This is a genomic window from Dactylosporangium sp. NPDC051484 (assembly GCF_040689395.1).
GTDB lineage: Bacteria > Actinomycetota > Actinomycetes > Mycobacteriales > Micromonosporaceae > Dactylosporangium.
Genome location: NZ_JBFAZX010000014.1, coordinates 124,208 through 149,279, shown reverse-complemented (window position 1 = coordinate 149,279; position 25,072 = coordinate 124,208). Strand labels below are relative to the sequence as shown.

At 68.6% G+C, this 25,072-nt stretch carries 21 protein-coding genes and 1 CRISPR repeat array; of the genes, 11 read left to right on the top strand and 10 right to left on the bottom strand.

Features of this window, described 5'->3' with window-relative positions; all coding sequences use genetic code 11:
• Positions 1-8: 8 nt before the first annotated feature.
• The 8 genes from casA (at position 9) to AB0367_RS23365 (ending at position 9,140) form a co-directional block, all read left to right on the top strand.
• Positions 9-1,661: a type I-E CRISPR-associated protein Cse1/CasA gene (gene casA, locus AB0367_RS23400; protein WP_366228510.1), complete on the top strand. Its 1,653-nt coding sequence runs from the start codon at positions 9-11 to the stop codon at positions 1,659-1,661.
• Between the two features lie 86 nt (positions 1,662-1,747).
• Positions 1,748-2,302 carry a type I-E CRISPR-associated protein Cse2/CasB gene (gene casB, locus AB0367_RS23395; protein WP_366228509.1) on the top strand — a complete coding sequence of 185 codons (555 nt, stop codon included), beginning with the start codon at positions 1,748-1,750 and terminating at the stop codon, positions 2,300-2,302.
• Complete coding sequence (gene cas7e / locus AB0367_RS23390; RefSeq protein WP_366228508.1) at positions 2,299-3,423, top strand: type I-E CRISPR-associated protein Cas7/Cse4/CasC; 1,125 nt, start codon at positions 2,299-2,301, stop codon at positions 3,421-3,423. The genes casB and cas7e overlap by 4 nt, the downstream gene beginning before the upstream one ends.
• A gap of 85 nt (positions 3,424-3,508) precedes the next feature.
• Positions 3,509-4,210 (top strand): type I-E CRISPR-associated protein Cas5/CasD, encoded by a 702-nt coding sequence (cas5e, locus tag AB0367_RS23385; RefSeq protein WP_366228507.1) that lies wholly within the window; start codon positions 3,509-3,511, stop codon positions 4,208-4,210.
• A 2-nt stretch (positions 4,211-4,212) separates the two neighbouring features.
• A complete protein-coding gene (gene cas6e / locus AB0367_RS23380) occupies positions 4,213-4,878 on the top strand; it encodes a type I-E CRISPR-associated protein Cas6/Cse3/CasE (RefSeq protein WP_366228506.1) in 666 nt (221 codons plus the stop codon).
• 14 nt (positions 4,879-4,892) lie between these two features.
• A complete protein-coding gene (gene cas1e, locus AB0367_RS23375; protein WP_366228505.1) occupies positions 4,893-5,843 on the top strand; it encodes a type I-E CRISPR-associated endonuclease Cas1e in 951 nt (316 codons plus the stop codon).
• Positions 5,843-6,220: a type I-E CRISPR-associated endoribonuclease Cas2e gene (gene cas2e, locus AB0367_RS23370; protein WP_366228504.1), complete on the top strand. Its 378-nt coding sequence runs from the start codon at positions 5,843-5,845 to the stop codon at positions 6,218-6,220. The genes cas1e and cas2e overlap by 1 nt, the downstream gene beginning before the upstream one ends.
• Before the next feature lie 44 nt (positions 6,221-6,264).
• A CRISPR array of direct repeats spans positions 6,265-8,855; the repeat unit is 28 nt; unit sequence GTGCTCCCCGCGCACGCGGGGATGGTCC.
• 81 nt (positions 8,856-8,936) lie between these two features.
• Positions 8,937-9,140, top strand: a complete 204-nt coding sequence (locus AB0367_RS23365; protein ID WP_366228503.1) for a hypothetical protein — start codon at positions 8,937-8,939, stop codon at positions 9,138-9,140.
• A gap of 79 nt (positions 9,141-9,219) precedes the next feature.
• Here the strand turns inward: AB0367_RS23365 and AB0367_RS23360 are convergent, their stop codons facing one another.
• Positions 9,220-9,381 carry a hypothetical protein gene (locus AB0367_RS23360; protein ID WP_366228502.1) on the bottom strand — a complete coding sequence of 54 codons (162 nt, stop codon included), beginning with the start codon at positions 9,379-9,381 and terminating at the stop codon, positions 9,220-9,222.
• Positions 9,382-9,616: 235 nt separating this feature from the next.
• Here AB0367_RS23360 and AB0367_RS23355 point away from each other — a divergent pair, with 235 nt between their 5' ends.
• The gene (locus AB0367_RS23355) at positions 9,617-10,432 is read left to right on the top strand and encodes an SAM-dependent methyltransferase (RefSeq protein ID WP_366228501.1); all 816 of its coding nucleotides are present in this window, start codon (positions 9,617-9,619) and stop codon (positions 10,430-10,432) included.
• A gap of 201 nt (positions 10,433-10,633) precedes the next feature.
• Here the strand turns inward: AB0367_RS23355 and AB0367_RS23350 are convergent, their stop codons facing one another.
• Positions 10,634-11,668 (bottom strand): NADP-dependent oxidoreductase, encoded by a 1,035-nt coding sequence (locus tag AB0367_RS23350; protein WP_366228500.1) that lies wholly within the window; start codon positions 11,666-11,668, stop codon positions 10,634-10,636.
• Positions 11,669-11,721: 53 nt separating this feature from the next.
• On the opposite strand from AB0367_RS23350, the gene AB0367_RS23345 reads away from it, so the two are divergent.
• Positions 11,722-12,813: an Lrp/AsnC family transcriptional regulator gene (locus AB0367_RS23345; RefSeq protein WP_366228499.1), complete on the top strand. Its 1,092-nt coding sequence runs from the start codon at positions 11,722-11,724 to the stop codon at positions 12,811-12,813.
• A gap of 170 nt (positions 12,814-12,983) precedes the next feature.
• On the opposite strand, the gene AB0367_RS23340 is transcribed toward AB0367_RS23345, so the two are convergent.
• The 6 genes from AB0367_RS23340 to AB0367_RS23315 all read right to left on the bottom strand — a co-directional run bounded on the left by AB0367_RS23340 (position 12,984) and on the right by AB0367_RS23315 (position 20,727).
• The gene (locus AB0367_RS23340; protein ID WP_366228498.1) at positions 12,984-13,310 is read right to left on the bottom strand and encodes a 2Fe-2S iron-sulfur cluster-binding protein; all 327 of its coding nucleotides are present in this window, start codon (positions 13,308-13,310) and stop codon (positions 12,984-12,986) included.
• A gap of 79 nt (positions 13,311-13,389) precedes the next feature.
• Entirely contained in the window at positions 13,390-14,178 is a 789-nt protein-coding gene (locus AB0367_RS23335) for a hypothetical protein (RefSeq protein ID WP_366228497.1), read from the bottom strand.
• A 102-nt stretch (positions 14,179-14,280) separates the two neighbouring features.
• The gene (locus AB0367_RS23330; protein WP_366228496.1) at positions 14,281-14,829 is read right to left on the bottom strand and encodes a cysteine hydrolase; all 549 of its coding nucleotides are present in this window, start codon (positions 14,827-14,829) and stop codon (positions 14,281-14,283) included.
• Between the two features lie 50 nt (positions 14,830-14,879).
• Positions 14,880-16,118: a cytochrome P450 gene (locus AB0367_RS23325; RefSeq protein WP_366228495.1), complete on the bottom strand. Its 1,239-nt coding sequence runs from the start codon at positions 16,116-16,118 to the stop codon at positions 14,880-14,882.
• Between the two features lie 54 nt (positions 16,119-16,172).
• Positions 16,173-16,931 (bottom strand): glucose 1-dehydrogenase, encoded by a 759-nt coding sequence (locus AB0367_RS23320; protein WP_366228494.1) that lies wholly within the window; start codon positions 16,929-16,931, stop codon positions 16,173-16,175.
• A gap of 307 nt (positions 16,932-17,238) precedes the next feature.
• Entirely contained in the window at positions 17,239-20,727 is a 3,489-nt protein-coding gene (locus AB0367_RS23315; RefSeq protein ID WP_366228493.1) for an indolepyruvate ferredoxin oxidoreductase family protein, read from the bottom strand.
• Positions 20,728-21,295: 568 nt separating this feature from the next.
• Between AB0367_RS23315 and AB0367_RS23310 the strand changes: the two genes are divergently transcribed.
• Positions 21,296-22,354, top strand: a complete 1,059-nt coding sequence (locus AB0367_RS23310; RefSeq protein ID WP_366228492.1) for an LLM class flavin-dependent oxidoreductase — start codon at positions 21,296-21,298, stop codon at positions 22,352-22,354.
• A gap of 110 nt (positions 22,355-22,464) precedes the next feature.
• Here the strand turns inward: AB0367_RS23310 and AB0367_RS23305 are convergent, their stop codons facing one another.
• Positions 22,465-23,226 carry an SDR family NAD(P)-dependent oxidoreductase gene (locus AB0367_RS23305; RefSeq protein WP_366228490.1) on the bottom strand — a complete coding sequence of 254 codons (762 nt, stop codon included), beginning with the start codon at positions 23,224-23,226 and terminating at the stop codon, positions 22,465-22,467.
• 64 nt (positions 23,227-23,290) lie between these two features.
• Positions 23,291-25,069 carry a hydantoinase B/oxoprolinase family protein gene (locus tag AB0367_RS23300; RefSeq protein ID WP_366228489.1) on the bottom strand — a complete coding sequence of 593 codons (1,779 nt, stop codon included), beginning with the start codon at positions 25,067-25,069 and terminating at the stop codon, positions 23,291-23,293.
• Positions 25,070-25,072 lie beyond the last annotated feature (3 nt).

Genomic DNA, 25,072 nt, shown 5'->3' with positions numbered 1-25,072 from the left:
TGGATAACTTGACCAGTCGCCTGGAGGGCCAGGGGTTCTCGCTCGTGGATGAGGCGTGGATTCCGGTGCTGGACGCCGCGGGACAGCGGCGTGACGTCTCGCTGGTGGAACTGTTCGAGCAGGCCGGCGAGCTGCGCATGATCGCGTGCGAGCTGCCCACGCAGACGTTCGCGATCCTGCGGCTGGCGCTGGCGGTCCTGCACCGCGCCAGCGGCGGGCCAGCCGGTGAGGCCGCCTGGCGGGCGCTGTGGCGGGATCGCCGGCTTCCCCTGCCCGACATCGCCGACTACCTCGGCGCGTTTTGCGACCGGTTCGACCTACTTCACCCGCAGCAACCGTTCTACCAGGTCGCCGACCTGCGCGCGGACAAGGACAACACCTACGGGTTGGAGCGGCTGATCGCCGACGTGCCCAACGGCATGCCGTTCCTGACCGCCCGCGCCGGGCACGGCATGGAGTCGATTTCGCCCGCCGAGGCGGCCCGCTGGCTCGTACACTGCCAGGCCTTTGATCCCTCCGGCATCAAGACCGGTGCGGTCGGTGATCCCCGGGTCAAGGGAGGCAAGGGATACCCCCAAGGCGTTGCTTCGGTCGGCGCACTTGGCGGCGTCTACCTGGAGGGCGCCGACCTGCTGGAGACGCTCCTGCTCAATCTGATACCTGTCGCGCCCGGCTGGCAGCGCGCCGACGAACGGGACCTGCCGGCCTGGGAACGGGAACCGCAGAGCGCCGTCGAGGAGCCGAACGCCACCCGCGGGCCGTACGGCCTGCTGAGCCTCTACACCTGGCAGTCCCGGCGGATCCGGCTCTTCGGCGACCGCGGCGGCATCACCGGCGCCATGATCGCCTACGGCGACCAGCTCGACTGGCAGGACCGGCACCTGCTGGAACCGATGAGCGTCTGGGGCCGCAGCGGGCCGAGAGAGAAGGAGCAGAAGCGGACTCCGGTGTACCTCCCCCGGCCGCACGACCACACGCGTGCCCTGTGGCGCGGCCTGCAGACGCTGCTGCCGCCACCGCCGTCCGGCAACGAACCGGCGCAGCGGCTCTCGCCCCTCATGCTGCAGTGGCTGGCCCGGGTGACGGTCAGCCAGGCCGTTGGGCAGAACTTTCAGGTGCGTCCACGCGCCACCAGCGTCACCTACGGTACCCAGCAAGCGGTCGTCGACGAGGTGTTCGGCGATGCGCTGACGATGAACGTGCTGGTGTTGGTCGAGGGGTCTCCCCTACGTACCGCCGCCGTGGATGCTGCCGCCGACGCGGAGGCCGCGGTCGGGGTCCTGGGCCGGCTCGCCACCAACCTCGTCCGCGCCGCAGGCGGCGACCCGGGCGGCGCGGCGGAGCGGGCGGCCGAACGGGGGTACTCCGAGCTGGACCGCGAGTTTCGGGACTGGCTGGCCGACCTGGGCCCGGACAGCGACCCGGCCGCCGAGCGGGCGGCATGGCAGCGCACGGTGTGGCGGGCCGTCAGGCAGCTCGGCGAGGAATTGGTCGAGGCCGCCGGGCCGAAAGCCTGGGTTGGCCGACTGATCGACGACAAGAACGGCAAGCAGGTCCATTACTCCAGCTACCAGGCCGAGGCGTGGTTCCGGACCGGGCTGGCAAAGGCGCTACCGCTGGCCTTCGACCACACGGAACAGACCCAGGAGGTACCACAATGACCGCGGTCTCAACGGATCAGGCACGCAAGGCACCCGGACGCCGCAGGGGCAAGCTGGGCGATCATGTCGCCCGGACCGTCGGCTCCTTGCAAGCGCAGGTGCTGCGTGAACCGCCCCGGCCGGAGGCGGTGAGCGCGCTGGCCCGGCTGCGTCGCGGCATCGGCCGTGCCCCCGGCTTCGACTACACCCTGGAGACCTACCTGTGGGTCCCGGACGGTCTGCTGGATCGCCGGCCGGCCGACAAGGCCGACGACGCCGAATACGCGGTGCACGACGCGGTCACCCTCTACGCGCTGCACCAGCAGTCCCGCCGGGAAGCGATGCACGTCGACGGACACGGTCTGGGCCGGGCCCTGGCTCGCCTGGTGCACGCCTCCGACGGGCCCGACGGTGTGCGCCGTCGCTTCGCCGCGCTCGGCACCGCCAGCACCTATACCGAAGGCATATATCACCTGCGCAGCCTCGTCACCATGCTGCGCGAGCACCAGGTCCCCCTCGATTACGGCCTGCTCGCCGACGACCTTCGGCGGCTGCGCCAGCCCACGAGACGCGCCGACGTACAAGCCGCGTGGGGCCGGGAGTTCTTCCGCAACCGCGTCGACGAGTCCACCGCCCAGACCCAAGAGGAGAACGCCGCATGAACCGCACCATCATCGATGTGTACGTGCTGCAGACCGTGCCGCCGAGCAACCTCAACCGGGACGACACCGGCTCGCCGAAGACCGCCGTCTACGGCGGCGTGCGCCGCGCCCGGGTGTCCAGCCAAGCATGGAAGCGCGCGGTCCGGCTGGCCTTCGCCGACCTGCTGGACAGGTCCGTCCTCGGCGAGCGGACCAAGCGGGTGGGAGAGTCGCTCGCCGTCCGGATCAGGACGCTGGACCCGATTCTGAGCGGCGAGGACGCGTCCGCGCTGGCCGCCGAGGTGTTCGCCGCGTCGGGTCTGGCCAAGGCCGAGAAGAAGAAGGGCGAGGCGAAGGACGTCGAGTCCGGCTACCTGCTGTTCCTCAGCCACCGTCAACTTGACAACATCGCGGCCGCCGCGCTGGAGTCGAAGCGCGCCGGAGCGGCCCTGGACAAGAAGCGGTTCAAGGAACTGGTGAACACCGAGCACTCGGTGGACATCGCCATGTTCGGCCGCATGGTGGCCGACATGGCCGACATCAATGTGGACGCCGCCTGCCAGGTCGCACACGCCATCAGCGTGCACGCGGTCGATAACGAGTTCGACTACTTCACCGCCGTCGACGATCGTAAGAAAGACGCCGCCGAGACCGGCGCGGGCATGATCGGCACCATCGAGTTCAACTCCTCCACCCTGTACCGATACGCCACCGTCAACGTGCACGCGCTCCACGAAACCCTCGGCGACGCGGCCGCCACCCGAGCAGCCGTGGAGGCGTTCCTGGTCGCCTTCGCACGCAGCGTGCCGACCGGCAAGCAGAACACGTTCGCCCACCGGACCCTGCCCGACGCGGTCGTGGTACGGGTCCGCGACACGCAGCCGATCAACATGGTCGGCGCGTTCGAAACCGCGATTCAGGAGACGGAGTCCGCCGGCCGGGTCAAGCTCGCCTCCGCTGCCCTGGCCGACCACGTGCTCGCGGTGGAGAACGCATACGGCGAGCGGCCGGTCGGCAGCTGGGTCACCCAGGTCGGCGAGCAGACCGCGGTGCTGGCTGACCTCGGCAAGGCGGTGACGTTCGGCGAGCTCGTCACCGGGGTTGGCGAGCAGGTCGCTCTTGCGCTCGGCCAGCCGGCATGAGCGGTACGGAGCGAAGCGGAGTGGCCGCTCATCAGGAACGCAGGTTCAGCTCATGCCGCTGCCGCAGCGAAGCGGAGGTGACGGCATGAGCGTCCTCGTACTGCGGCTGGCAGCACCGCTGCAGTCGTGGGGCTCGTCCAGCCGGTTCGCCCGCCGGGGCACCGAGGTCGCGCCGACCAAGAGCGGCGTGATCGGGCTGCTCGCCGCAGCTAGGGGCATCCGCCGTACCGAGCCGCTGACCGAGCTCCTCAGCCTGGAGTTCGGGGTGCGGCTGGATCAGCCCGGTCAGATCCTGCGTGACTTCCAGACCGCGCGAACCCTGGACGGGCAGGCCAGCGCTCCCCTGACGTACCGCTTCTATCTGGCCGACGCAGCGTTCCTCGCCGTTATCGGCGGCGACCGGGAACTGCTGACCGGGTTGGCCGAGGCGCTACAGCGGCCACGGTTCCCGCTCTACCTGGGGCGCCGCTCCTGCCCGCCGGTCGGCCCGGTCAGCCTCGGCGTGCACGACGACACACTGGACGACGCGCTGAATTCGTGGCCCTGGATCGCCGCCGACTGGTACCGACGACGGGCCTCCCGCTCCGTGCGACTGGAAATCATCCGGGATGCCCGGCCGGGCGAGCCGACCACCGAGACCGTGCACGACGAGCCGGTCAGCTTCGACCCGGCGCATCGCCAGCACACCTGGCGGGCGGTGCATCGCGGACATGTCGACATCGTCAATGAACTCGCCGAACGTGCTGGTGTCGCCGAGCACGACCCGTTGAGCCTGCTGGGAGGCTGAGCATGTTCCTCACCCGGTTCACGATCGACCCGGCTCGCCGTGGGGCGCGGAAACTCCTCGCCTCACCACAGGCGATGCACGCCGCGGTCCGGGCCGCCTTCGCCGCGCCCGAAGACCACGACCGGCCCGGCGCCCGCACCCTGTGGCGGCTGGACACCACGGTGGGCGGGTCCATCCAGCTGTACCTCGTCAGCCCCGGACGGCCCGACCTCACGCACCTGGTCGACCAGGCCGGTGCCGCCACAGCCGAGGCCTGGACGACCCGCGCGTACGACGGGCTGCTGGCGTCGCTGCGCCCCGGCCAGCGGTGGGCGTTCCGGCTCACCGCCAATCCGACACACAGCGGCCGCAAGACCTCCGAATCGAAAGACACGCAACGCTTCGGCCGCCTGCAAGCCGCAGAACAGACGCAGTGGCTGGTCGACCGGTCCGCCCGGTGCGGCTTCGCCGTGGCGGCACAGCAGGACGGCCAGCCCAACCTGATGCTGCACCGCCGCCAGACCCTGACGTTCAAACGGGGTATGCATACGGTCACCCTCACCACGGCTACCTACGATGGCGTACTGGACGTCACCGACGCCGACGCATTCCGCCAGGCGTTGACCCTCGGCATCGGGCACGCCAAAGCGTATGGCTGCGGTCTGCTGACCATCGCCCCAGCACACTGAGACCTCGCCAGGCAATGCAAATCCCTGGAGTGCCGCCAGCCGAACTCGCCGATCTCACTCGTGCCGAGGACCGGATCAGCTTCCTCTACCTCGAACGCAGCGTCATCCACCGAGACAGCAACGCGCTCACCGCCACCGATGACCGGGGAGTCGTGCACATCCCGGCCGCCTCCGTCGGCGTGTTGCTGCTCGGACCCGGCACCAGCATCACCCACCAAGCCGTCGCCCTGCTCGCCGACCACGGCGCCACTGCCGTCTGGGTCGGCGAGCGGGGCGTGCGCTACTACGCCCACGGCCGGTCGCTGGCCGCGTCCAGCCGGTTGCTCATCGCCCAAGCGGGGGCCGTCAGCCACCGCGGCCGCCGGCTCGCCGTGGCCCGCACCATGTATGCGATGCGCTTCCCAGGCGAGGACACCGCCAACCTCACGATGCAGCAACTCCGCGGCAAGGAAGGCTCCCGGGTCCGCCGTACCTACCGTGAGCACGCCGCCCGGACCGGGATCGCCTGGGACCAGCGCCAGTACGATCGGAACGACTTCGGCTCCGGCGACCTCATCAACCAGGCGTTGTCCGCCGCGCATGCCTGTCTGTACGGCATCGTCCACGCCGTCATCGTCGCGATCGGCGCTGCCCCCGGGCTAGGCTTCGTCCACACCGGACACGAACGCGCCTTCGTGTACGACATCGCAGACCTCTACAAGGCCGAGATAACCATTCCGGTCGCCTTCGATGTGGTGGCCAGCGGCTCCACCGACATCAGCGCGGACACCCGCCGGGCAGTCCGCGACCGAGTCCACGACGGTGCCATTCTCACCCGATGCGTCCGGGACATCCGAGCGCTGTTGCTCCAACCGCAGCCCACTGGTGAAATCGAGGAAGAGGACTCACTGGGCCTGTGGGACGACAACGGCTTCGAGGTGCCCGCGGGTCATAACTATGCCGGCGGGGAGGACATCGACTTCTGATGACGGTCATCATCCTCACCGCCTGCCCGCCCGGGCTACGTGGCCACCTCACCCAGTGGCTGCTGGAAGTCTCCGCCGGGGTGTACGTCGGGCATGTCAACGCACGGGTACGGGGCCGGTTGTGGGCGCGGGTGGTCGACATGGCCGGACCAGGCCGTGCGCTGATGGTGTTTCAGGTCAACGGTGAGCAGCGGCTATCCTTCAAGGTGCACGATCACCACTGGACGCCGATCGATCTGGACGGAGTAACGCTGATGCGCCGCCCCAGTGAACCCGTCTTCAACGCGGCCATGCCAACCGGCTGGAGCAAAGCAGCACGCCGCCGCCGATTCGGTCGCCGCGCGCCGTCCGCCTCGCCCACGTCCGAAAGCAAGTGAATAGAATACGGGATCTGGATCTTCATTGCCCCAGGTGAACAAGTGTGCTCCCCGCGCACGCGGGGATGGTCCCGAGCAGAGCTTATCCTCACCATATTTGGTCCCGTGCTCCCCGCGCACGCGGGGATGGTCCATGTTACGCACATTGGCCGAAGAACTGCGGAGGGTGCTCCCCGCGCACGCGGGGATGGTCCCATCACACGTACCCGGATGGTCGACGCCGTATCGTGCTCCCCGCGCACGCGGGGATGGTCCGCTCTTGTGCCAGAGCAGTTCGTCTAGCGCCTTGTGCTCCCCGCGCACGCGGGGATGGTCCGGACAAACGCGATCAGGGACCTGGTCGATGGATGTGCTCCCCGCGCACGCGGGGATGGTCCGCTCCGATAGCCATCAGCGCCACCCCGAGCAGCGTGCTCCCCGCGCACGCGGGGATGGTCCGTACGCCTGGAGGACCACTGCGGCTGGCCAGAGTGCTCCCCGCGCACGCGGGGATGGTCCTGTAGTTACCCACACGCGTAAGCCGAATAGTGTGTGCTCCCCGCGCACGCGGGGATGGTCCTCGCAATAGCTGAGTCGGGCGGAGATACCAACGGTGCTCCCCGCGCACGCGGGGATGGTCCCAGTGAGAATGAAGTCAAGTAGATCGAAAGTGTGTGCTCCCCGCGCACGCGGGGATGGTCCTGCGACGCCTGCGAATACATGTTGCGTGATACCGTGCTCCCCGCGCACGCGGGGATGGTCCCTCCCCTACGCGCGGACGCTGACCGCCAGGCAAGTGCTCCCCGCGCACGCGGGGATGGTCCTGGGCCACCGGTACGACCACCCGCAGGACACGTGCTCCCCGCGCACGCGGGGATGGTCCGCGTGGGTTGACGCAATCGAGGGTGGTTTGAACGTGCTCCCCGCGCACGCGGGGATGGTCCGGTGGCCGGTGCCTGGTGGCTGCTGACGCTGACGTGCTCCCCGCGCACGCGGGGATGGTCCCCACGACGCGCTATCTCCAAGCCCGAGCCCGCCGTGCTCCCCGCGCACGCGGGGATGGTCCGTCCTTCAAGCGTTCCCGCATTGTCTTTGCAGGGTGCTCCCCGCGCACGCGGGGATGGTCCTCCTCGGCATTGAACTTCCTTATAGTTCGCGTTGTGCTCCCCGCGCACGCGGGGATGGTCCGTGCAGGACGACCAGGCGGGCCAGGACGCGGCCGTGCTCCCCGCGCACGCGGGGATGGTCCGGCGGAGTCAACAAGTCCTGCAAGACTTCCTTGGTGCTCCCCGCGCACGCGGGGATGGTCCGCTTCACAAGAAAACCACAAAGGAAATCGTTCCGTGCTCCCCGCGCACGCGGGGATGGTCCGCAATAACGAACGTGTGAGCGATGCGGCCGAGAGTGCTCCCCGCGCACGCGGGGATGGTCCCGGGGACACCACGGCGCCGGGCGATCTCGTGCAGGTGCTCCCCGCGCACGCGGGGATGGTCCCAGGCGGACCAGCGCCGACAGGTGCCAGTCGATGTGCTCCCCGCGCACGCGGGGATGGTCCCCTCGAGGGCTCCGCCCGGTGGACGCAGACGTCGTGCTCCCCGCGCACGCGGGGATGGTCCCGCGAACACCCCGCTCCCGGCCGTCACAGCTCAGGTGCTCCCCGCGCACGCGGGGATGGTCCCTCGGCGAACGTCACGTTTGCGTCGCGCGGCCCGTGCTCCCCGCGCACGCGGGGATGGTCCCCCGGCGAGCGACTACGAGATCGACCTGATGCTGTGCTCCCCGCGCACGCGGGGATGGTCCCTCCACGCGCTCGGGGCCTGGCTGGATGACAGGGTGCTCCCCGCGCACGCGGGGATGGTCCCGTAGTGGTCAGCCGCGACGCGGCTGGCGTGGATGTGCTCCCCGCGCACGCGGGGATGGTCCGTGAAAGGGATGGGACCTAGCGCCGTGCGCGCGGTGCTCCCCGCGCACGCGGGGATGGTCCGTACCAGCGCGACGTGCTCGGCCGGGTCCCGTCGTGCTCCCCGCGCACGCGGGGATGGTCCGGCGGACACGGGCACGGGCAGGACGCGGGACATGTGCTCCCCGCGCACGCGGGGATGGTCCGTCCGGGTTCCCGTGTCTGAGACGGACGAGGGGGTGCTCCCCGCGCACGCGGGGATGGTCCTCCGTACGATGGATCGCGAAAGCCGTACAAAAGGTGCTCCCCGCGCACGCGGGGATGGTCCTGTCTCCCGGACTCGATCGATTGCGCTCTCTGAGTGCTCCCCGCGCACGCGGGGATGGTCCGGTCGGCGGCCAGATATCGAGCGCCTTCTATGGATGCTCCCCGCGCACGCGGGGATGGTCCGGCCGCTACGCGCTCAGAAGGCCAGCCTGATACGTGCTCCCCGCGCACGCGGGGATGGTCCCAGCACGTGGGCGGCGCACTACCGGCAGTCGGCGTGCTCCCCGTGCACGCGGGGATGGTCCCCACATCTCCTACAGCCACACGAAGACCGACATGTGCTCCCCGCGCACGCGGGGATGCTCCCCCCATCGGCAAAGCCGCCGTCATCGCGATCACAGTGCTCCCCGCGCACGCGGGGATGGTCCGTGGCTGTGCTTTGAGTGCCGCATCGTTGTGCCGTGCTCCCCGCGCGCGCGGGGATGGTCCCGAGGAAGCCCGTTCGGTCCGGCAGATCGTGCATAGGCTTGTACTCATCGACACCGGGCGAGATCCACAACGGAGGACCGCATGGACGAGTACGGCTATGGCTACGAAGGCAGCGGCGACTACGGATATGACGGCAACGACAGTGACGCCTACGGCCTCGGTGATTTCGACCCCGGCGCGACGAGTCTGATCAGCGACGGCAGCGGCGACATCGGATACGAAGGCGACTTCGACCCGGCCGCGGGCAGCATGATCGGCAACAGTGACATCACCGACGTGCTGTAGCGACCGTCGCGGCAGAACACCGGCCGCGTTCCGAACCGCGCGCCATGGCCGCTCTGGCCGCACGGCGGCTGGGTCGGCGCTACCACCGCGCCGCGCCGACGGTGGCGACGAAGTCGTCGGCCGCCGGGCGAACTTGCCACCTGAGGCTGCGCGCGTTACTTCTGTGCGGGGCGGCGACGGCCTCGGCGCCGCGGGGCAACAGCAGCCCGAGGGCGAAGGTGATCGCGGAGATGCTGAGCACGCACAGCGTCAGGGTTTGACGCCGCGCTGGGCAAGTGGCCCAGTCAGGTCGACCGGCGTCGCGACGGCGAGCGCCCTGCCGCCGACGGGAACGGATCGCGACCGCGGCGGCCTTCGAACGCCACGTGCTGGCCGAGGAACTGCCGGACTTCTTCACCACCGACGCGTACACCCGCCATCTCGTCGCGGTGGGATGAGACCTGTACGATTGGCGGCCTCCCCCAAGGATGGTGTCGGTGGCAGGTGTGGCGAACGGCGGGTCGGCGAAGCCCGCGACCTCGGCCAGGATCTATGACTACTTCCTGGGCGGCACCCACAACTTCCCGGCCGACCGGGAGGCCGCCCAGGCGGTGGCCCTCCGGTTCCCGCTCACCGCGGCGCTGGCCCGCAACAACCGGGCGTTCCTGCGCCGCTCCGTTCGATACCTCGCCGGCGTCGGGGTGACCCAGTTCCTGGACATCGGCTCCGGCATCCCCACTGAGGGCAACGTCCACGAGATTGCCGCCGGCGTCACCCCGGATGCCCGGGTGGTCTACGTCGACATCGACCCGGTCGCCGTGGCCGAGAGCCTGGAGATCCTCGACAACAACGCCCGGACGACCGCGGTCCTCGGCGACCTGCGCGACCCGGAGTCGATCCTCGCCCACCCCAAGGTGCGTGGCCTGCTCGACTTCGGCCGCCCGATCGGGCTCCTGCTCAATGCGGTGCTGCACTTCGTCCCCGACGACACCGAGGCCGACGCCGCCGTCGGCCGGCTGCTCGCCGCGCTGGCGCCGGGCAGTCACCTGGCCGTGTCCCATGTCTCGATCGACGGCCAGGAGGTCGACCGCAACGACCTCAACTTCGTGCAGAACACCTACCGGCAGAAGACCACGACGCCGTTCCGGCCCCGCACCCACGCCCAGATCGAGCGATTCTTCACCGGCCTGGAAATGGTCGAGCCGGGCCTGGTGTGGCTGCCGCAGTGGCGGCCGAGCACTGAGGACCCAACGGACTTCACCGCCGCGCCACCGACGAGCTCTTGCCTGGCCGGCGTCGGCCGGCTCAGGTAGCTGCTGGGTGCGGAACGAGCACCTACACATCGAGCTTGGCGCAGGGCTTGCCCTGTAGGGCCGAGAGCAGCTCGGCGAGGTTTTAAGGGCGTAGAGGTCGACGCCCGGTGTCGGTCAGGAGACGAACTGTTACCCGTCGTCGGCGACGTCCGCGGGGCTCCACGACGCGGCCAATCGGGAGGGTCGCGCGGGCGGCCGGACCTACAGTTCCACGACGACGGTTCCCAGATGGCGCCCCTCGATGACCTGCAGCAGCGCCTCTGGTGCGCGGTCGATGCCGGTGATGCGTACGCAGGGGAAGGCGATGCCGCCGGATCGGAGCCAGTCACCGAACCGCCGAAGCCACTCCGAGCGCACCTCGGGGTCGTCATCAGCGCTGTAGCCCCGGATGCTGATCTTCTTCATCAGAAGCTGGAAGGAGTCCAGCTCGACTGGGGCGGTCCGCCCGGTACCGCAGGGAGCCAGCTGTCCCGACAGAGCGCCGACCAGGATGAATCGTGCACCATCTCTGGCCGCGGTGACGGCCGCCTGCAGTTGGTCGCCGCCGACGTTGTCCAGGAAGACATCGATGCCCCCGGGAGCGGCCTTGACCAGCTGCGCGGCTAGGGGTTCGTCGGTACCGCGGACCACGGCCGCGTCGTATCCGAGTTCACTGATGAGCCGTTCGGCCTTGTCCGGCGAGCCGGTACTGCCGATCACCCGGTCGGCACCCAGCAGCCGAGCGATCTGCCCGGCCATCGAACCGATCGCGCTGCCACCGGCGGAGACGAACACCGTGTCGCCAGGACGGACGTGCACTCCTCTGGTCAGCGCCGCATAGGCCGTCTGGCCAGGTCCCAGGTAAGCGGCCGGGTCAGGCAGCGTCCCCTCCAACCGGGTGCACGCTGTCTCATCCACGACGGCGTACTCGCGCCATCCCAGGAAGTGCGCCACCAGGTCACCGGGGCACAGTCCGCTTCCCGTGGGCGCCGAGACGACCTCGCCCACTGCCTCCTCCCTGAGGGTGTCTCCAGGGCTCAGCGCGGGGAACGGTACGCCCCGCACTTCCTCGGCGCCTTGGCTGATCATCATGCGCAGGGAGGCGGAGACGCGAAAGAAACGGTTGCGCACCAGCACCTGGCCGGCCGCCGGGCGGGGCAGCGGGATCGTCACGACGTCGAAGTGCTCGGGCCGGGGCAGGCCCTCGGGCCTGGCGGCGAGCCGGACTTCACGGCAGGTCGGTGGCAGTTCGGACATCAAGTGCTCCTCACAGCGGTGGGATCGCAGGGGCCGGACGGCCCGTCTTCACGATGGCCCTCACCGCACGCGCGGCCCACTCAGCCGCCGACATGCGCCGAATTTCGACACCGATAGGCTGCGCAGACGTGGATCCACTCGACCGGCAGCTCATCCATGCGCTCCACGTTGACGGCCGGGCGCCGTTCAGCCAGATCGCCGAGGTCCTCGACGTCTCCGACCAGACGATCGCCCGCCGCTACCGCCGGCTGCGCCAGGTGGGCGCGCTCCGCGTACTCGGCCGGCTCGACCCCTGCCGCATCGGGCACGTGGAATGGGTGATCCGGCTGCAGTGCACACCCGGCGCCTCGGCTCGTGTCGCCGAGGCCCTCGCCCGGCGGGACGACACCTACTGGGTGCGTCTGGCGTCCGGCGGGACAGAAGTCGTCTGCAACGTCCGAGCCGCCAACGACCACGAGCGTGACGCACTCCTGCTCGACAAGCTCCCCGCCACCCGCCCAGTGACAGCGATCAGCGCGCACTGCGTCCTGCACACCTTCTGGGGCGGCCCGACCGGCTGGAAGGGAGTCACCTCGTACCTCACCGACCATCAGATCGCCCAGCTCGCGCCGCCGGCCACGGCACCGGACAGGCTGCTGGCACCGATCGAACTGGACGATGGCGATCGCGTTCTCCTGACAGAGCTGGCCCGCGACGGCCGCATCACCCACACCGAGCTGGCTGCGGCCACCGGCTGGCACGAGGCCACGATCCGCCGCCGGATCGCATCACTGCGGGCGAGCAAAGCACTGTACTTCGACATTGACGTCGACGACCGGCTCCTCGGCTACACCGGCACCGCACTGCTGTGGATCTCCGTCCAGCCAGACCGGCTGGCCGCTGTAGGAAAGTCACTCGCCCAGCATCCGGAGGTCTCTTTCGTCGCCGCCACCAGCGGCCCCACCAACCTGCTCGGCTCAGTCCTGTGCCCGGACGTCTATGCCTTGTACGACTATATCGCCGATCGAGTCGGCCCCCTCGCGGGTGTCCGCGAGATCGAAACCACTCCCATCCTTCGCACCGTCAAACGCGTCGGGGCAGTCAACCTTGAACCGCCCCGAGTTTCTCGGAGGCTCCGAAACCTGGAAAGGTTGGACGGCCGCTGATGGAACAGGATCGGACTTACGGCGCGCAGCACCAAGCAGAGACAAAGTGGCGCAGCTGGTGCTGCGTCCAGCCCTGTACCCGGCGCACCGGGTACAGGGCTGAGGAAACGTTCACCACATCGACGGGATGCCGGGCTGCCGGCTGTGACCACAGACGACGTGGCGCGCGCTTACGACACCTGCTCTTCGGGAACCTCGAGCACGAGGCCGTCGAGCTCCTCCGTGATGCGGATCTGGCAGGACAGCCGGCTGTTCGGCCGCCGCTCAGCGGCGGCCTCCCCCAGCATCTCGTCCTCCTCTTCGGACACCTCGGGCAGGTACTCCAGGTATTTCTCGCCGACGTACACGTGGCACGTCGCGCACATGGCCTGCCCGCCGCACTCGCCGAGGATCCCGTCGACGCCCTGGGACTGTGCCGCCAGCATCAGCGATTTACCGACAGCGAAGTCATAGGTCGCCGACGCTCCGTCGGCCTGGACGAAGGTCACCTTGGGCATGTTCCTCTTCCACTTCGTGTGTGTATCCACTTGTGCCGCGGTCACAATCCGCGTGTTCGGGTCGCTCGCGCTGGGGCCGCTACTGCGAGATCGGCATCCGCAGGATGGTCGCGGTGCCCGCCTCGACACCGACCAGTTGGTGGGTCTCGGTGGCGTCGGAGAAGATCAGCGTGCGGGCGCCAACGGTACGACCATCGATCTCCACCGAGCCCGAGGAGACCCAGACGATGAACGTTCGCTCGGGGGTCAGGTCGATCGTGCCGCCGGCCTCCCACTGGTGTGTGGTGACCCCGATGTCGCCCTCGGTGAAGTGGCCCAGGTCCTTGACCTCGGCGTTCTCGCCGGCCGGCTGCCACTCATAGGCATCGGAGTGCATGATGATCGGCGTTGCGTACTTCGGCTTCGGGATCACCATCGGCCGCTGGTAGATCGCTTCGAAGACGGCGTTGGCGCCGTCCTTGCGCACCTCGTTGCCATTCTCGTCGGTCGTCACATAGAAGCCGTCTTTGAAGGTGCCCTTCTCGGACAGCGCCTTGTATGCGGCGTCGTTCTGCTCGCGGGTGATCCAGGTCTTGCTCCACTGGATCAGGAAGATCTCCGCCTCTTCGAACCGCTCGGGTCCGTAGTAGGCGCCGGCGGGGAAGAACGCCACGTCGCCGGGCTCAGCGACCTGCAGGTGGCCGTAGTCGGTGGTGCCTTCGATGGTGAGCCGGATCTGGTCGAAGTCGTGCCGGTGCTGCGGAGCCGTGAACACCTCGTCACCACGGTGGTAGTGGACGAGGTCGCAGGTGTAGCCGACGCCCTTCGCGAGCTCGCTCTCGCGGATGAACTTGCGCGTGATCTTGCCGGTGCGGGTGTTGGCTCTCACCGGCTCCCAGGGAATGGTTTCAGTCTCCAGGATGAACATATGGTGCCTTCCTCGTCGTACGAGTCGTTCGTCGTAAGCGTCGTTCGAGCAGCGCCGGTCTGATCAGAGCCGGGCGAGCACGTCGTCGGCGGTGCCCACCTCGCCGAGGTTGGGGAAGATCCGGGTGACGCTGTTCTCGTGGGCAGCCGCGTCGAGGTCGCCGATCGCGTCGGACACCACGACGACGTTGTAGTTGCGCTCGTAGGCGGCCCGGGCCGTCGACTCGACCGCGTAGCTGGTCGTCACGCCGGTGAGCACGACCTGCTCCACGTTCAGCTCCTGCAGCAGCGAGTGCAGGCGGTCGTCGTGGAAGGCGCCCCAGGCCTGCTTGGCCAGCTTCTTGTCCGAGGGCTGTACGCCGAGTTCGTCCAGCAGCTCGGCCCAGTTCGCCGGCAGGTCAGGCGCCGCGCCCTGGTTGTCGACGCGACCCGACACACCACCGTCGACGGTGACCCAGATGACCGGAAGACCCTTGTCGCGGAAGGCGTTCGCCAGCCGCGTCGAGCGCTCGATGATCTCGGGGGCCGTGTTCGGCGTGGTCGGCAGGGAGGCGGTCGCCACCTGCAGGTCGAGCACGATGAGTGCAGCCTTGTCGATGGCTGTCACTGCCATGGGAATCTCCTATGTTATCGGTGGAAACATGGACGGTTAGGGCGTGTGGCTCAGGCCTCGAAGATGAGCTCCGCGTCGTACCAGCTGTGCCGCAGCACGTGGACGATCGGAGTCGGCTCCTTGACCTTGCGGACCGAGGAGAACTTGTCGAGGAACTGGTTGAGGAAGGTGCGCATCTGCATGCGGACCAGCTGCGCCGCGATGCAGGAGTGCGGGCCGAACCCGAAGGCGACGTTCTGCTGGGCGTTCTTGCGGCCGACGTCGTACACGAACGGGTTCTCGAACGCCTCCTCGTCGAAGTTCCCTGCGGCGTAGAGCAGGAAGATCCGCTGGCCGGCCTTGATCTCCTTGCCTCGGATCGTGGTGTCGGCGGTCGCCGTGCGCACGAAGGAGCGCGCCGGGGTGACCCAGCGCAGGGACTCCTCGATCGCGGTGTTGACCAGCGTCCGGTCCTGCTTGACCCGCGTCAGCTGGTCTGGGAAGTCGGCGAAGGCAAGCATCGTCCCGGTGAGCAGCGCACGAGTCGTGTCGCTGCCCGCGGCCAGGACGGTGGTGCAGTAGGTGAGGATGTTCGACTCGGAGACAGGCTCGCCGTCCAGCGTCGCGTTAAGCATGCTGGAGACCAGCCCGTCGCCCGGCTTGCCGCGCTTGGTCTTGAACTCCTCCTCGAAGACCGAGTTCATGCCGGCGAAGGTCCGCTTGGCCTGCTCGATCTCCTCACGGGTGTCCACCGAGTTCATCGCCTCGAGAGCGTCGCTCCACTCCTTGACAGTGTCGATGTCGAGGCCCTCGATGCCGAGCAGTCGCTGGGCGATCATGATCGGCAGGTGGTCGGCGACCTCGGCGACGAAGTCGATCGGTCTGCCGGGCTCGATCCGTCCCAGCAGCTCCTCGATGTACCCGTCGATCACGGGCCGCATCGCGTTGAGGTTCTTGGCTGCGAACGCCGGTGTGATGAGGCCGCGCAGGGTCTTGTGGCGCGGCGGGTCGGCGAAGGCGAAGTGCTCGGCGTCGGCCGGGAAGAAGCCGTCGAAGACGGACGGGCCACCGGATGATTCCTTCATCATCCGCAGGTCGTTGAGGAACAGACCATGCCCGGACGAGAAGAGCTCGCCCTGGGAGGCCGCTTCGCGGATGTCCTCGATCTTGGTCAGGATGAAGACGTCCAGCGGTTCGTAGTAGTGGACCGGGTCCTCACGCTGCAGCCGAGTCAGCACGGGATACGGGTCGTCGACGTAGAATTGGGGGTCTTCGAAGGGAATAGGCTCCCGCACGATCTCAGTCGCCATCTCAGTTCCTCACCCTGGTTCTGGTCTTGTCGTTCTCGGTGGCGGCGCCGGAGGTTATAGGGGCGGGCCGGCCAGCTGGCCGCCGTCGACGAAGAACGCTGATCCGGTCGCGAAGCCGCTTTCGTCGGAGGCCAGGAAGACCGCCGCGCCCGTGATCTCGTGTGGCTGGGCGATGCGGGGGATGGGCAACCGCCGGTAGAAGGCGTCCTGGTCGAAGCCGTCGAACAGCGAGCTCTGGCTCATCGGGGTCTGCACCCCACCGGGGTGCAGGGAGTTGACCCGGATGCCCAGCGGTCCCAGCTCGATGGCGGCCGATTTGGCCAGGGACATGTTCGCCGCCTTGCTCGCGGCGTAGGGCGCGAGCCCCGGCGTGCCGACCATGGCGGCTGTCGAGGACACGATGATCACCGATCCGCCGCCGCGCTCCTTCATGCTCTCGAGCGTCGCCTGCATGCCGAAGACAGCCCCCAGGACGTTGATGTCGAAGCTGTCCCGATAGGCCGTCCCGTCGGTGTCGGCGATCGGTCCGGCCAGCATCACCCCGGCGTTGTTGACCAGGACGTTGGGCGGGCCGAAGACCGTCCGGCAGCGCTCCACCGCCCTCGCCCAATCTTCCCGGCTGCGTACGTCGAGAGGCACGGTCACCAGCCGCTGCGAGATTCCATCCATCTCAGCGAGCTGATCCGCGAGCAGGTCGGCGGCAACCACCTGGGCACCTTCGGCGACGAACCGCTCAACGATAGCCCGACCGATGCCGCGCGCACCCCCGGTGACGATAGCGACCGATCCAGCAAGCCGACCTTCGCGCTCCATTACCACTCCCTACCTCGCGGTTGGGATACCGTATCCCATTGGTGTGGCCTGCACAACACTTGCCGCTGGAGTCGTCACTCGTCCCCGCGAAGCAGGTCAGAACCAGCTTGCGCGGCCTCGGCAGGAGGGCTCGCCGGCCTGCCATTGGCAGGCCGGCGAGCGCGGCGATGACGCGGGCACGGTGGCCACGATGCCCTCACGGTAGCCCTTGAGCTCGCGGGGGCTGAAGATCTCCAGTCACCACCGGTGACGGCGAAGTGCCTCGGTCACTTCCCGACTCCGCCGTTGCCTCGTCATGCCCATCGCCTCACTTCCCGCCTGTGCCGCTGAGCGCCGACGCGTCGAGCTCGCGCAGGTAGCCCTCGACGGCCTGCCCAGCGCGCTGCGCCGACTCGTCCTTGACCGAGTCGTAGCCGCGGATCAACTCGGGGGCGGTCGCGATGTCGACGACCGTCTCGTAGCGGGCGTCGTTGAGATCCCGAAGCAGGCCGGTCAGCGTCCGCTCGTACTCGTCGATGCGTCGGCGCTCGGCGCGGCGGTGCTCGGTCAGGCCGAACACGTCGAGCTTGGTGCCGCGCAGCCGGCGCATCGCGGCCATCACCTTGAACGGCTGCTGCAACGCCCAGAACGGGATCTCCCACTTGCGCGCACGTCCGCTCAGGGGGTCGCGCGGGTTGAAGATCTGGGGGGCGAGGTTCAGCTTGATCTTGAAGTCACCCTCGAACTCCTCGCGAATACCGCGCTTGAAGTCCGGGTCGGTGTACATCCGAGCGACCTCGTACTCGTCCTTGTAGGCCATGAGCTTGAAGAAGTACGTCGCGACCGCCCTGGACAGGTCGCCGTCGGCGTGTCCGAGCCGGTCATCGGCGGCGCGCGCTTGCTCCACGAGGGCGAGGTAACGCTGGGCGTAGGCCTCGTTCTGGTAGCGCACCAGCCTCTCCCGGCGGTCGGCGACGAGCTGCGCCACCGACTGCATGAGCCCTTCCTTGGTGGACGGCTCGACCTGGGTGAGCAGGTTGATCACCGACTCCTCCCCCACCGCGAGCAGCCGGCCGAGACGCAGGGCCTGCAGGTTCTTCTCGACGCTCGCGCCGTTGAGCTCGATCGCCGACGCGATGGAGGTGACGCTCAGCGGCAGGAGCCCCCGCTGGGCGGCGAAGCCGATCAGGAGCACGTTGGCGTAGATCTCGTCGCCGAACGCCATGACGGCGATACGGTTGGCGTCAACCAGGTCCAGCCGTCCGTCGGTGGCCGCCTTCAGCGTGTCGACCATGTGGTCGCCCGCGAGGTCGAGGTCGGGGTTGTCGGCGAAGGCGACGGTCGGCTTGACGTCCCGGTTCACCACGGCGCTCGTGGTCCGCTGGTTGTAGAGCCCGAGCGTGGCGGGCGCCGAGGCGACGACGATGTCACCGCCGATGACCAGATCGGCGTCCGCGGCAGCGATGCGCGGGGACAGCTGTGCCGTCGGCAGCGTGCTGATCCGGACGTGGCTCTGGACGTTGCCGTTCTTCTGCGCCATGCCGGTCTCGTTCAGCACCGAGACGCTGCGGCCCTCGACGAAGGCCGCGCGTCCGAGGATCGCGCCGATGGTCAGCACACCGCTGCCGCCGATGCCGCCGACGACGATGTTGTAGGTGTCCTTCCCGGCCGAGACGACCGGGTCCGGCAGGTCGACCCCGGCGAGCGAGGACAGGCCCGCGACGCTGCGCTTGCGTGGGGTGGCGCCGTAGAGCGTCACGAAGCTGGGGCAGTAGCCGTCGACGCAGCTGAAGTCCTTGTTGCACGACGACTGGTCGATGCGGCGCTTGCGTCCGAGTGAGGTCTCGACCGGCTCCACCGAGATGCAGTTCGAGACCGTATTGCAGTCACCGCAGCCCTCGCAGACCTCGGTGTTGATGTAGGTGCGCTTGTCGGGGTCAACGGCCTTGCCGCGCTTGCGCATGCGGCGCAGCTCGGCCGCGCACTCCTGGTCGTAGATCAGCACGCTGACGCCTCGCACCTTGGCCAGCTCAGCCTCGACCTGCAAGAACTTGCGACGGTGCACGACCTTCACGCCGCGCGGCAGCGAGCCGTGGCGGCGGACCCGAGCGGGGTTCTCGGTGACCACCACGACCTTCGAGGCGCCCTCGGCGAGCACCTGCCGGCAGATCTGCGGCGTGTCCTGCTGACCGGGGATCTCCTGGCCGCCGGTCATCGAGATGAAGCCGTTGACCAGGATCTTGTAGGTGATGTCCACGCCTGCCGCGACGGCGCCGCGCAGCGCGAGGGACGCCGAGTGGGCAAATGTTCCGTCGCCTACGTTCTGGAACATGTGGTCACGGTCGGCGAACTTCGACATCCCGATCCACATGGCGCCCTCGCCGCCCATGTGGTGCAGGATCTCGGTCTGACGGCCGGTCATCTGCCGCATGGTGGCCATGGCATGGCAGCCGGTGCCGCCGAGGTTCATCTCGCCAGCGGGCACGCGCGTCGAGGTGTTGTGCGGGCATCCCGAGCAGAACCCCGCGGCCCGGACGAGCCCGTTGCTCACCGGGGTGATGCTCAGCGTCGTACGAACCTCGGCCGGCGCCGACCGCAGTCCCGGCAGCTCGACCTTCGCGCGGCGCAGCCGCGCCCGCAGCACGGTAGCGACGATCTCCGCGTCGAGGCCTCCGGTCTCGGGCACCAGGCGCAGGCCGCGCTCGTCCGTCTTGCCGACGATGAGCGGCCGCTGGCCGGACGGGAGCCGGTTCGCGATCCGGTTCAGCTGGTCCTCGACGAGCGGGTGCTTGGCCTCGATCACGATGACCTCGTCGCGGCCGCGCATGAACTCCAGCGCACCCTGGTCCTCCAGCGGCCAGAGCATGCCGACCTTGTAGACGGCGATTCCCGCCTGCGCGGCCTGCTCCTCGGACAGACCCAGCCGGGCGAGCGCGTCGATCACGTCGAGGTAGGCCTTGCCGCCGACGACGATGCCGATCTTGCGATGGGGCGAGTCGGCACCGACAGCGATGCGATCAAGCTGATTGAGTCGAGCGAACCGCTGCGCCGCCGGCACCCGGATGTGCCGGATGTCGTGCTCGATCTCGAGCAGGCTCTTGCCCAGCTGGATCGGTGGCGCCCCCCGGTCGCCCGGGTCGATGAAGGTCGGCAGCGCGCCGAGGTCGACGGTCGCGGCCGCATCGGCCAGGTCGTTGAGGCAGATCATGCCCACCCAGAGCTTGCTGTAGCGCGAGAGCGCCCAGCCGGCAAGCCCGTACTGCAGGAACTCCTGCAGGGTGGCGGGGCTGAGGATGGGCATGCCCATGTGGAGGAACAGCGTCTCGCTCTGCTGTGCGGTCACCGTGCTTCGGGCGTCGTGGTCGTCGCCCGCCAGCGCGAGCACGCCGCCGTACTGGGCGGTGCCGAAGTAGCTGGCGGTGCGCATCGGGTCGGTGGAGCGCTCGACGCCGGGGCCCTTTCCGTACCACATGCCGAAGACCCCGTCGTACGGCGTGGTGACGCCGCCGACGTCGAGGTTCTGCGTTCCCCACAGGGCGGTCGCGGCCAGGTCCTCGTTCACCGCGGCGTCGAACTCGACGCCCAGGTCGCTGAGGCGCCGCTGCTCCCGGCGCAGCATCGAGTCCAGCCCGCTGAGGGGCGAGCCGGGATAGCCGCTGACGTACCCCTTCGTGTTGTGCCCGGCGATGAGGTCCAGCTTGCGCTGGATGGCCGGGAGCCGCAGCAGGATGTCGGTGCCGGTCAGATAGGCCAGGCCCTCGGTGCAGTCGAGCTCATCGAGCGCCGTATCGTGCTGCCGGCCTTTGGGTGTTGCCATGCGGGATTTCGGCCTCTCGGTACGTCGGGGGTGCGCGAACGGCGAGTCCGCCATCTACGCGACGAGGCTGCGAGCCACGTCCCCGAGCTCAGTTGAACGGGTGCTCCTCGGGCGGGAGCGGAGGATTCATGCGGAACGTCCGGTTGTGGCAGACGGGCGACGGCCAGGCTGACGTCCGGATCCGCCCAGCGGTCTCAAGCGCCGCCTGCAGGCGGTCTTCAACGGTTCCGTTCACATGCCCGACCCCCCTCCCATCGGCATTGATCGATCTACAGCCCGCCTGATCGCGGGCACGGATCAGATCCATACGCCTCAGCCGACAGCCGGCCTGTCATTCTGATGTAGCCGACAGCCAAACGGTATACGGGATATCTTTCCGGTGACAAGCATCTCACGGCGTCAACTCTGCGCACCGCGGCGGCTAAATTCAGGGAATCTGCGGACATCGCTAGCCACGATGGACAGCCCACGCGCCGCGAGGCGCCGCATCCAGCACGTCCAGTGCAGCTTCGCCCACAGCCAATCCGCAGTCTGCCTGCTGTCAGTCGATCACAAGGGGGCTGCCGTGATGGCTTCGAACGTTGCTGACGGCCGGTTCGGAATCGGGGTCCAGCTCAACTCGACCGGTGCCGGCGAACTCCGCCGCCAAGGCGCCGCCGCGGAAGAGGCGGGCTTCACCTTCGTCTCCGTCGGCGACAACCCCGAGCACATGCGCGACACCTTCGTCTCGCTGACGCAGCTCGCCCACGCCACCGCTCACTGCTCGATCGGCACCACCATCACCACGCCCCACCATCGCGATCCGCTCGTCGTGGCCAGCGCGTTCTCCTCGGTGGCCGAGCTTGCCCCAGGACGGGTCTTCGTCGGCATCGGGACGGGGCGTGCCCGGCGCCCCGCGCGCATCAGTGAGTTGCGCGAGCACCTGCAGGCTCTGCGTGCGCTGTGGTCACGCGAGGAGGTGCTCCACCGGGGCGAGACGTTGCGGCTGTCCTGGGAAGCGGCGCCGGTCCCGATCGTCGTCTGCGGGTCTGGGCCACGGGCGTTGGAGACGGCCGGGGAATACGCCGACGGCGTCATCATCGAGACGGGACTCAGCGAGGACCTCGTCGCCCGGGCGCGCGAGTGGGTCGCGGCCGGCGCGCGAAGGTCGGGACGCCGTCTCGAGGACCTGCAGCTGTGGTGGTACGCGCGCACCAGTATCGGCACCACCGCGGCGGAGGCCCACGCCGAGAGCGACGTCTCGATGGCCGCCGCCGGCGCGAACCTGGCACGACACGACCCGGGCCTGACCGACGTACCCGAGCGCTACCGCGCCGGCCTGCGAGAGCTGGGCGAGCGCTACGACATGTCAGCGCACCTGCGCACGGACGCCGACAACCCCAACCGCGGCCTGATCGGCGACGAGCTGCGCGAGTATCTGACCGACCGCATCGGTGTCGTCGGCGCACCCTCCGACTGGCTCGGCAGGATCGCTCAGCTGCGCGACAGGGGGGTCGACAACATCCTGTGCATCGGCGCGAGCGGCGATAAGAACAAGCTCATCCGGCTCGTTGGGGAACACGTGATACCGCACCTCGGTGGTCCTCGCGGTCCCATCGGCTTCGCCGCGGATCACGCAGCGCGCTAGACCCCGAGTACACCCGCCCTAGAACGAACGCGTGCCGCCCGGACTTCCGATGAGTCCGGGCGGCACGTCGATGCTGTTACTGCGGCCGGATGGTCCGCAGGGTCTGGCGCTCAGCGGCCACCGTTGACGTCGATGGTCTGTCCGGTGATGTAGGACGCCTCGTCCGACGCCAGGAACGTCACGACGTCGGAGATCTCCTTCACCTCGCCGTACCGACGCAGGGGGGTCATCTTCTTGGCGCTGTACTCGTCCTGCTCGTGGGCCTTGAAGTACTCGCGTCCACGGTCGGTCAGGATCGGACCCGGGGCGACGGCGTTCACGTTGATGCCGTACTCCGACAACTCGAGCGCCACATCACGGGTGAAGCCGTGGATGCCCGCCTTCGACGTCGAGTAGGCGGATGCGCCGAGGTAATACGACTGCCACGGCGATCCGTGCCGCGCACCCGAAGAGATGCTGATGATCCGTCCGGAGCGTTGCGCGACCATGTGGGGCGCCGCGGCCCGTGTGCAGCAGAACATGCTGCGGAGATTGAGCCGGATCACGAAGTCCCAGTCCTCGTCGGAGAACTCCCAGATCTTTCCGACCCTCGCCCCGCCGACGTTGTTGACCAGGATGTCGATGCGCCCCAGATCCTGCACAGCGGTCTCGACGAGCGTGTTCGCGACCTCTGCCTCCGTCGAGTCACCGACGACCGTGCGAACCTGCCGGCCGAGCGCGGAGACACCTTGAGCGGTCTCCTGCAGGCCCTCGGCATCGATGTCGCCGAGCACGACATCGGCGCCCTGCTCGGCAAGACTGATCGCGATGGCTCGACCGATACCCTGTGCGGCGCCGGTCACTACGGCGATGCGGTTGGCGAGTCTGCCCATTTCAACTCCTTCTTCGACAACGTCGGTTTGTTCCAAGCCAGATGCACCGGGTCAGCGCAGCGGCCTACCAGATCTCGTCCACGTAGCCGTCGCGGTGGAACAGCTTGTGCGAGCGCTCGCCGCTCCGCAGCTCCTTGGTGAGGGCGATGTCGATGTCGAACGTCTGCGGGTCCAGCACCACGCCGTAGTCCCGCCGGGCGCCCTCGACGCTGACGAAACCGCCGAGAACGTCCTCCCGGACCAGGTCGGGGGTACGCAGGAAGGGATCGCCCCAGCCCCCTCCCCCGCTGGTAAGGATCCGGATGACGTCGCCCTCTTCGACGGCGTTGCCGTCGCTCATCGGTGCGAGCTCTCTCGCCTGGGGAGTTCCGGGATTGATCGTTATCGAACCGGATCGCCCGGACATTCCGCCGGAGACACCCCACGGCGGGAACTGCACGTTGTCGATACGGATGGCGATCTGACCGGCGGGGCGCAGGAAGGTGAACTCACGCACGACCCCGCAGCCGCCACGGTGCAGTCCGGGGCCGCCGGAGTCGGGGTGGATGGAGTACTCCTCCAGCCGCACGGGGTAGGACATCTCGATGTACTCGATCGGGTAGTTCTTCTGCCCCACGTGATAGATCGCGTCGGAGCCATCGGCGTACGGCCTGGCACCTCGCCCAGACGCCATGCCGTCGGTGACCAGCAGCCAGCGGCCGGTGGCGGGATCGAACGACCGCAGCATGTAGAGGCAGTAGTTCGCCGACGCCGCGGTGGAGTCGCCCTCGGTGGCTTGCGCGAGCACGCCCTGGATCGCCGAGGCGAAGCGCTGCCAGGCCGAGCCCCGGCTCCCGAGAGCCGCCGGGAAGCGGGGCTGGACGATGGAGCCCTCTCGCAGCTGGACGACATCGGCGATGTCCGCGGCGCCGCCGTTGAACACGATCGAGGAGTCCTGCGGCAGCACGGACTGAGCGAGTGCCAGCGGGGGAACGGACGTGTGCATGAGGAAGTTCGCCGGTCCCAGCGACTGGTCGCTGCTCTCGGTGAGGTCCAGCCTGACCGAGTCACCGTCCCGCTGCACCTCCAGCCGGATCCAATGCGGTCCGTCGGCCGAGCTGGTCTCGATCGGCTCGGCGAAGCGGAGCGTTCCCTGCGGCAGCACCTCGCGGACCCGGGCACGCAGGGCCTCGGTCGTCTGCGAGAGGAACGTGTCCATCGCCTGGCGCAGCGTCTGCGCCCCGAACCGCTCGGCCGCCTCCACCAGCCGGGTCACCCCCATCTGGACGGCCGCCGTCATCGCCCGGATGTCGCCTTCGAGCATCTCCGGGAACCGGGAGTTGCGGATGAAGAGCCTGATCAGGTCCTCGTTCCACTGGCCGTCCCGGAACACGCGAACGGGCGGGACGATGATCCCCTCCTGGAAGATCTCGGTCGCATCCGGGGACAGGCTCCCCGGCCGCATCCCGCCGATGTCCCAGAAGTGCCCGAACACCTCGCAGAAGCCCACCAGCGTGTCGCCGGCGAACGCGGGTGAGATGAAGACCAGGTCCGGGGAGTGCGTGACACCACCCTGCGAGGCGTAGCAGTCGTTGTACCAGTAGATGTCGCCGTGCTGCATCGTTTCCGCGGGGTAGATGTCGAGCAGCGCCTCCACCTTGTTCGCGCCCACGGGGTTACGCAGCAGCAGCGCCCTGCCCGAAGCGTCGGTGTATCCCGCGTCGTAGTCCTTCTTCTCGTTGATGAACGGAGACATGCTCGTGCGTTCGATCAGCGTCTCGATCTCGGCCACCGCCGACGCCAAAACACCCCTGACGAGGCCCAGCGTCACCGCGTCGGGACCTGACGTCGTGCTGCCACTCACCGA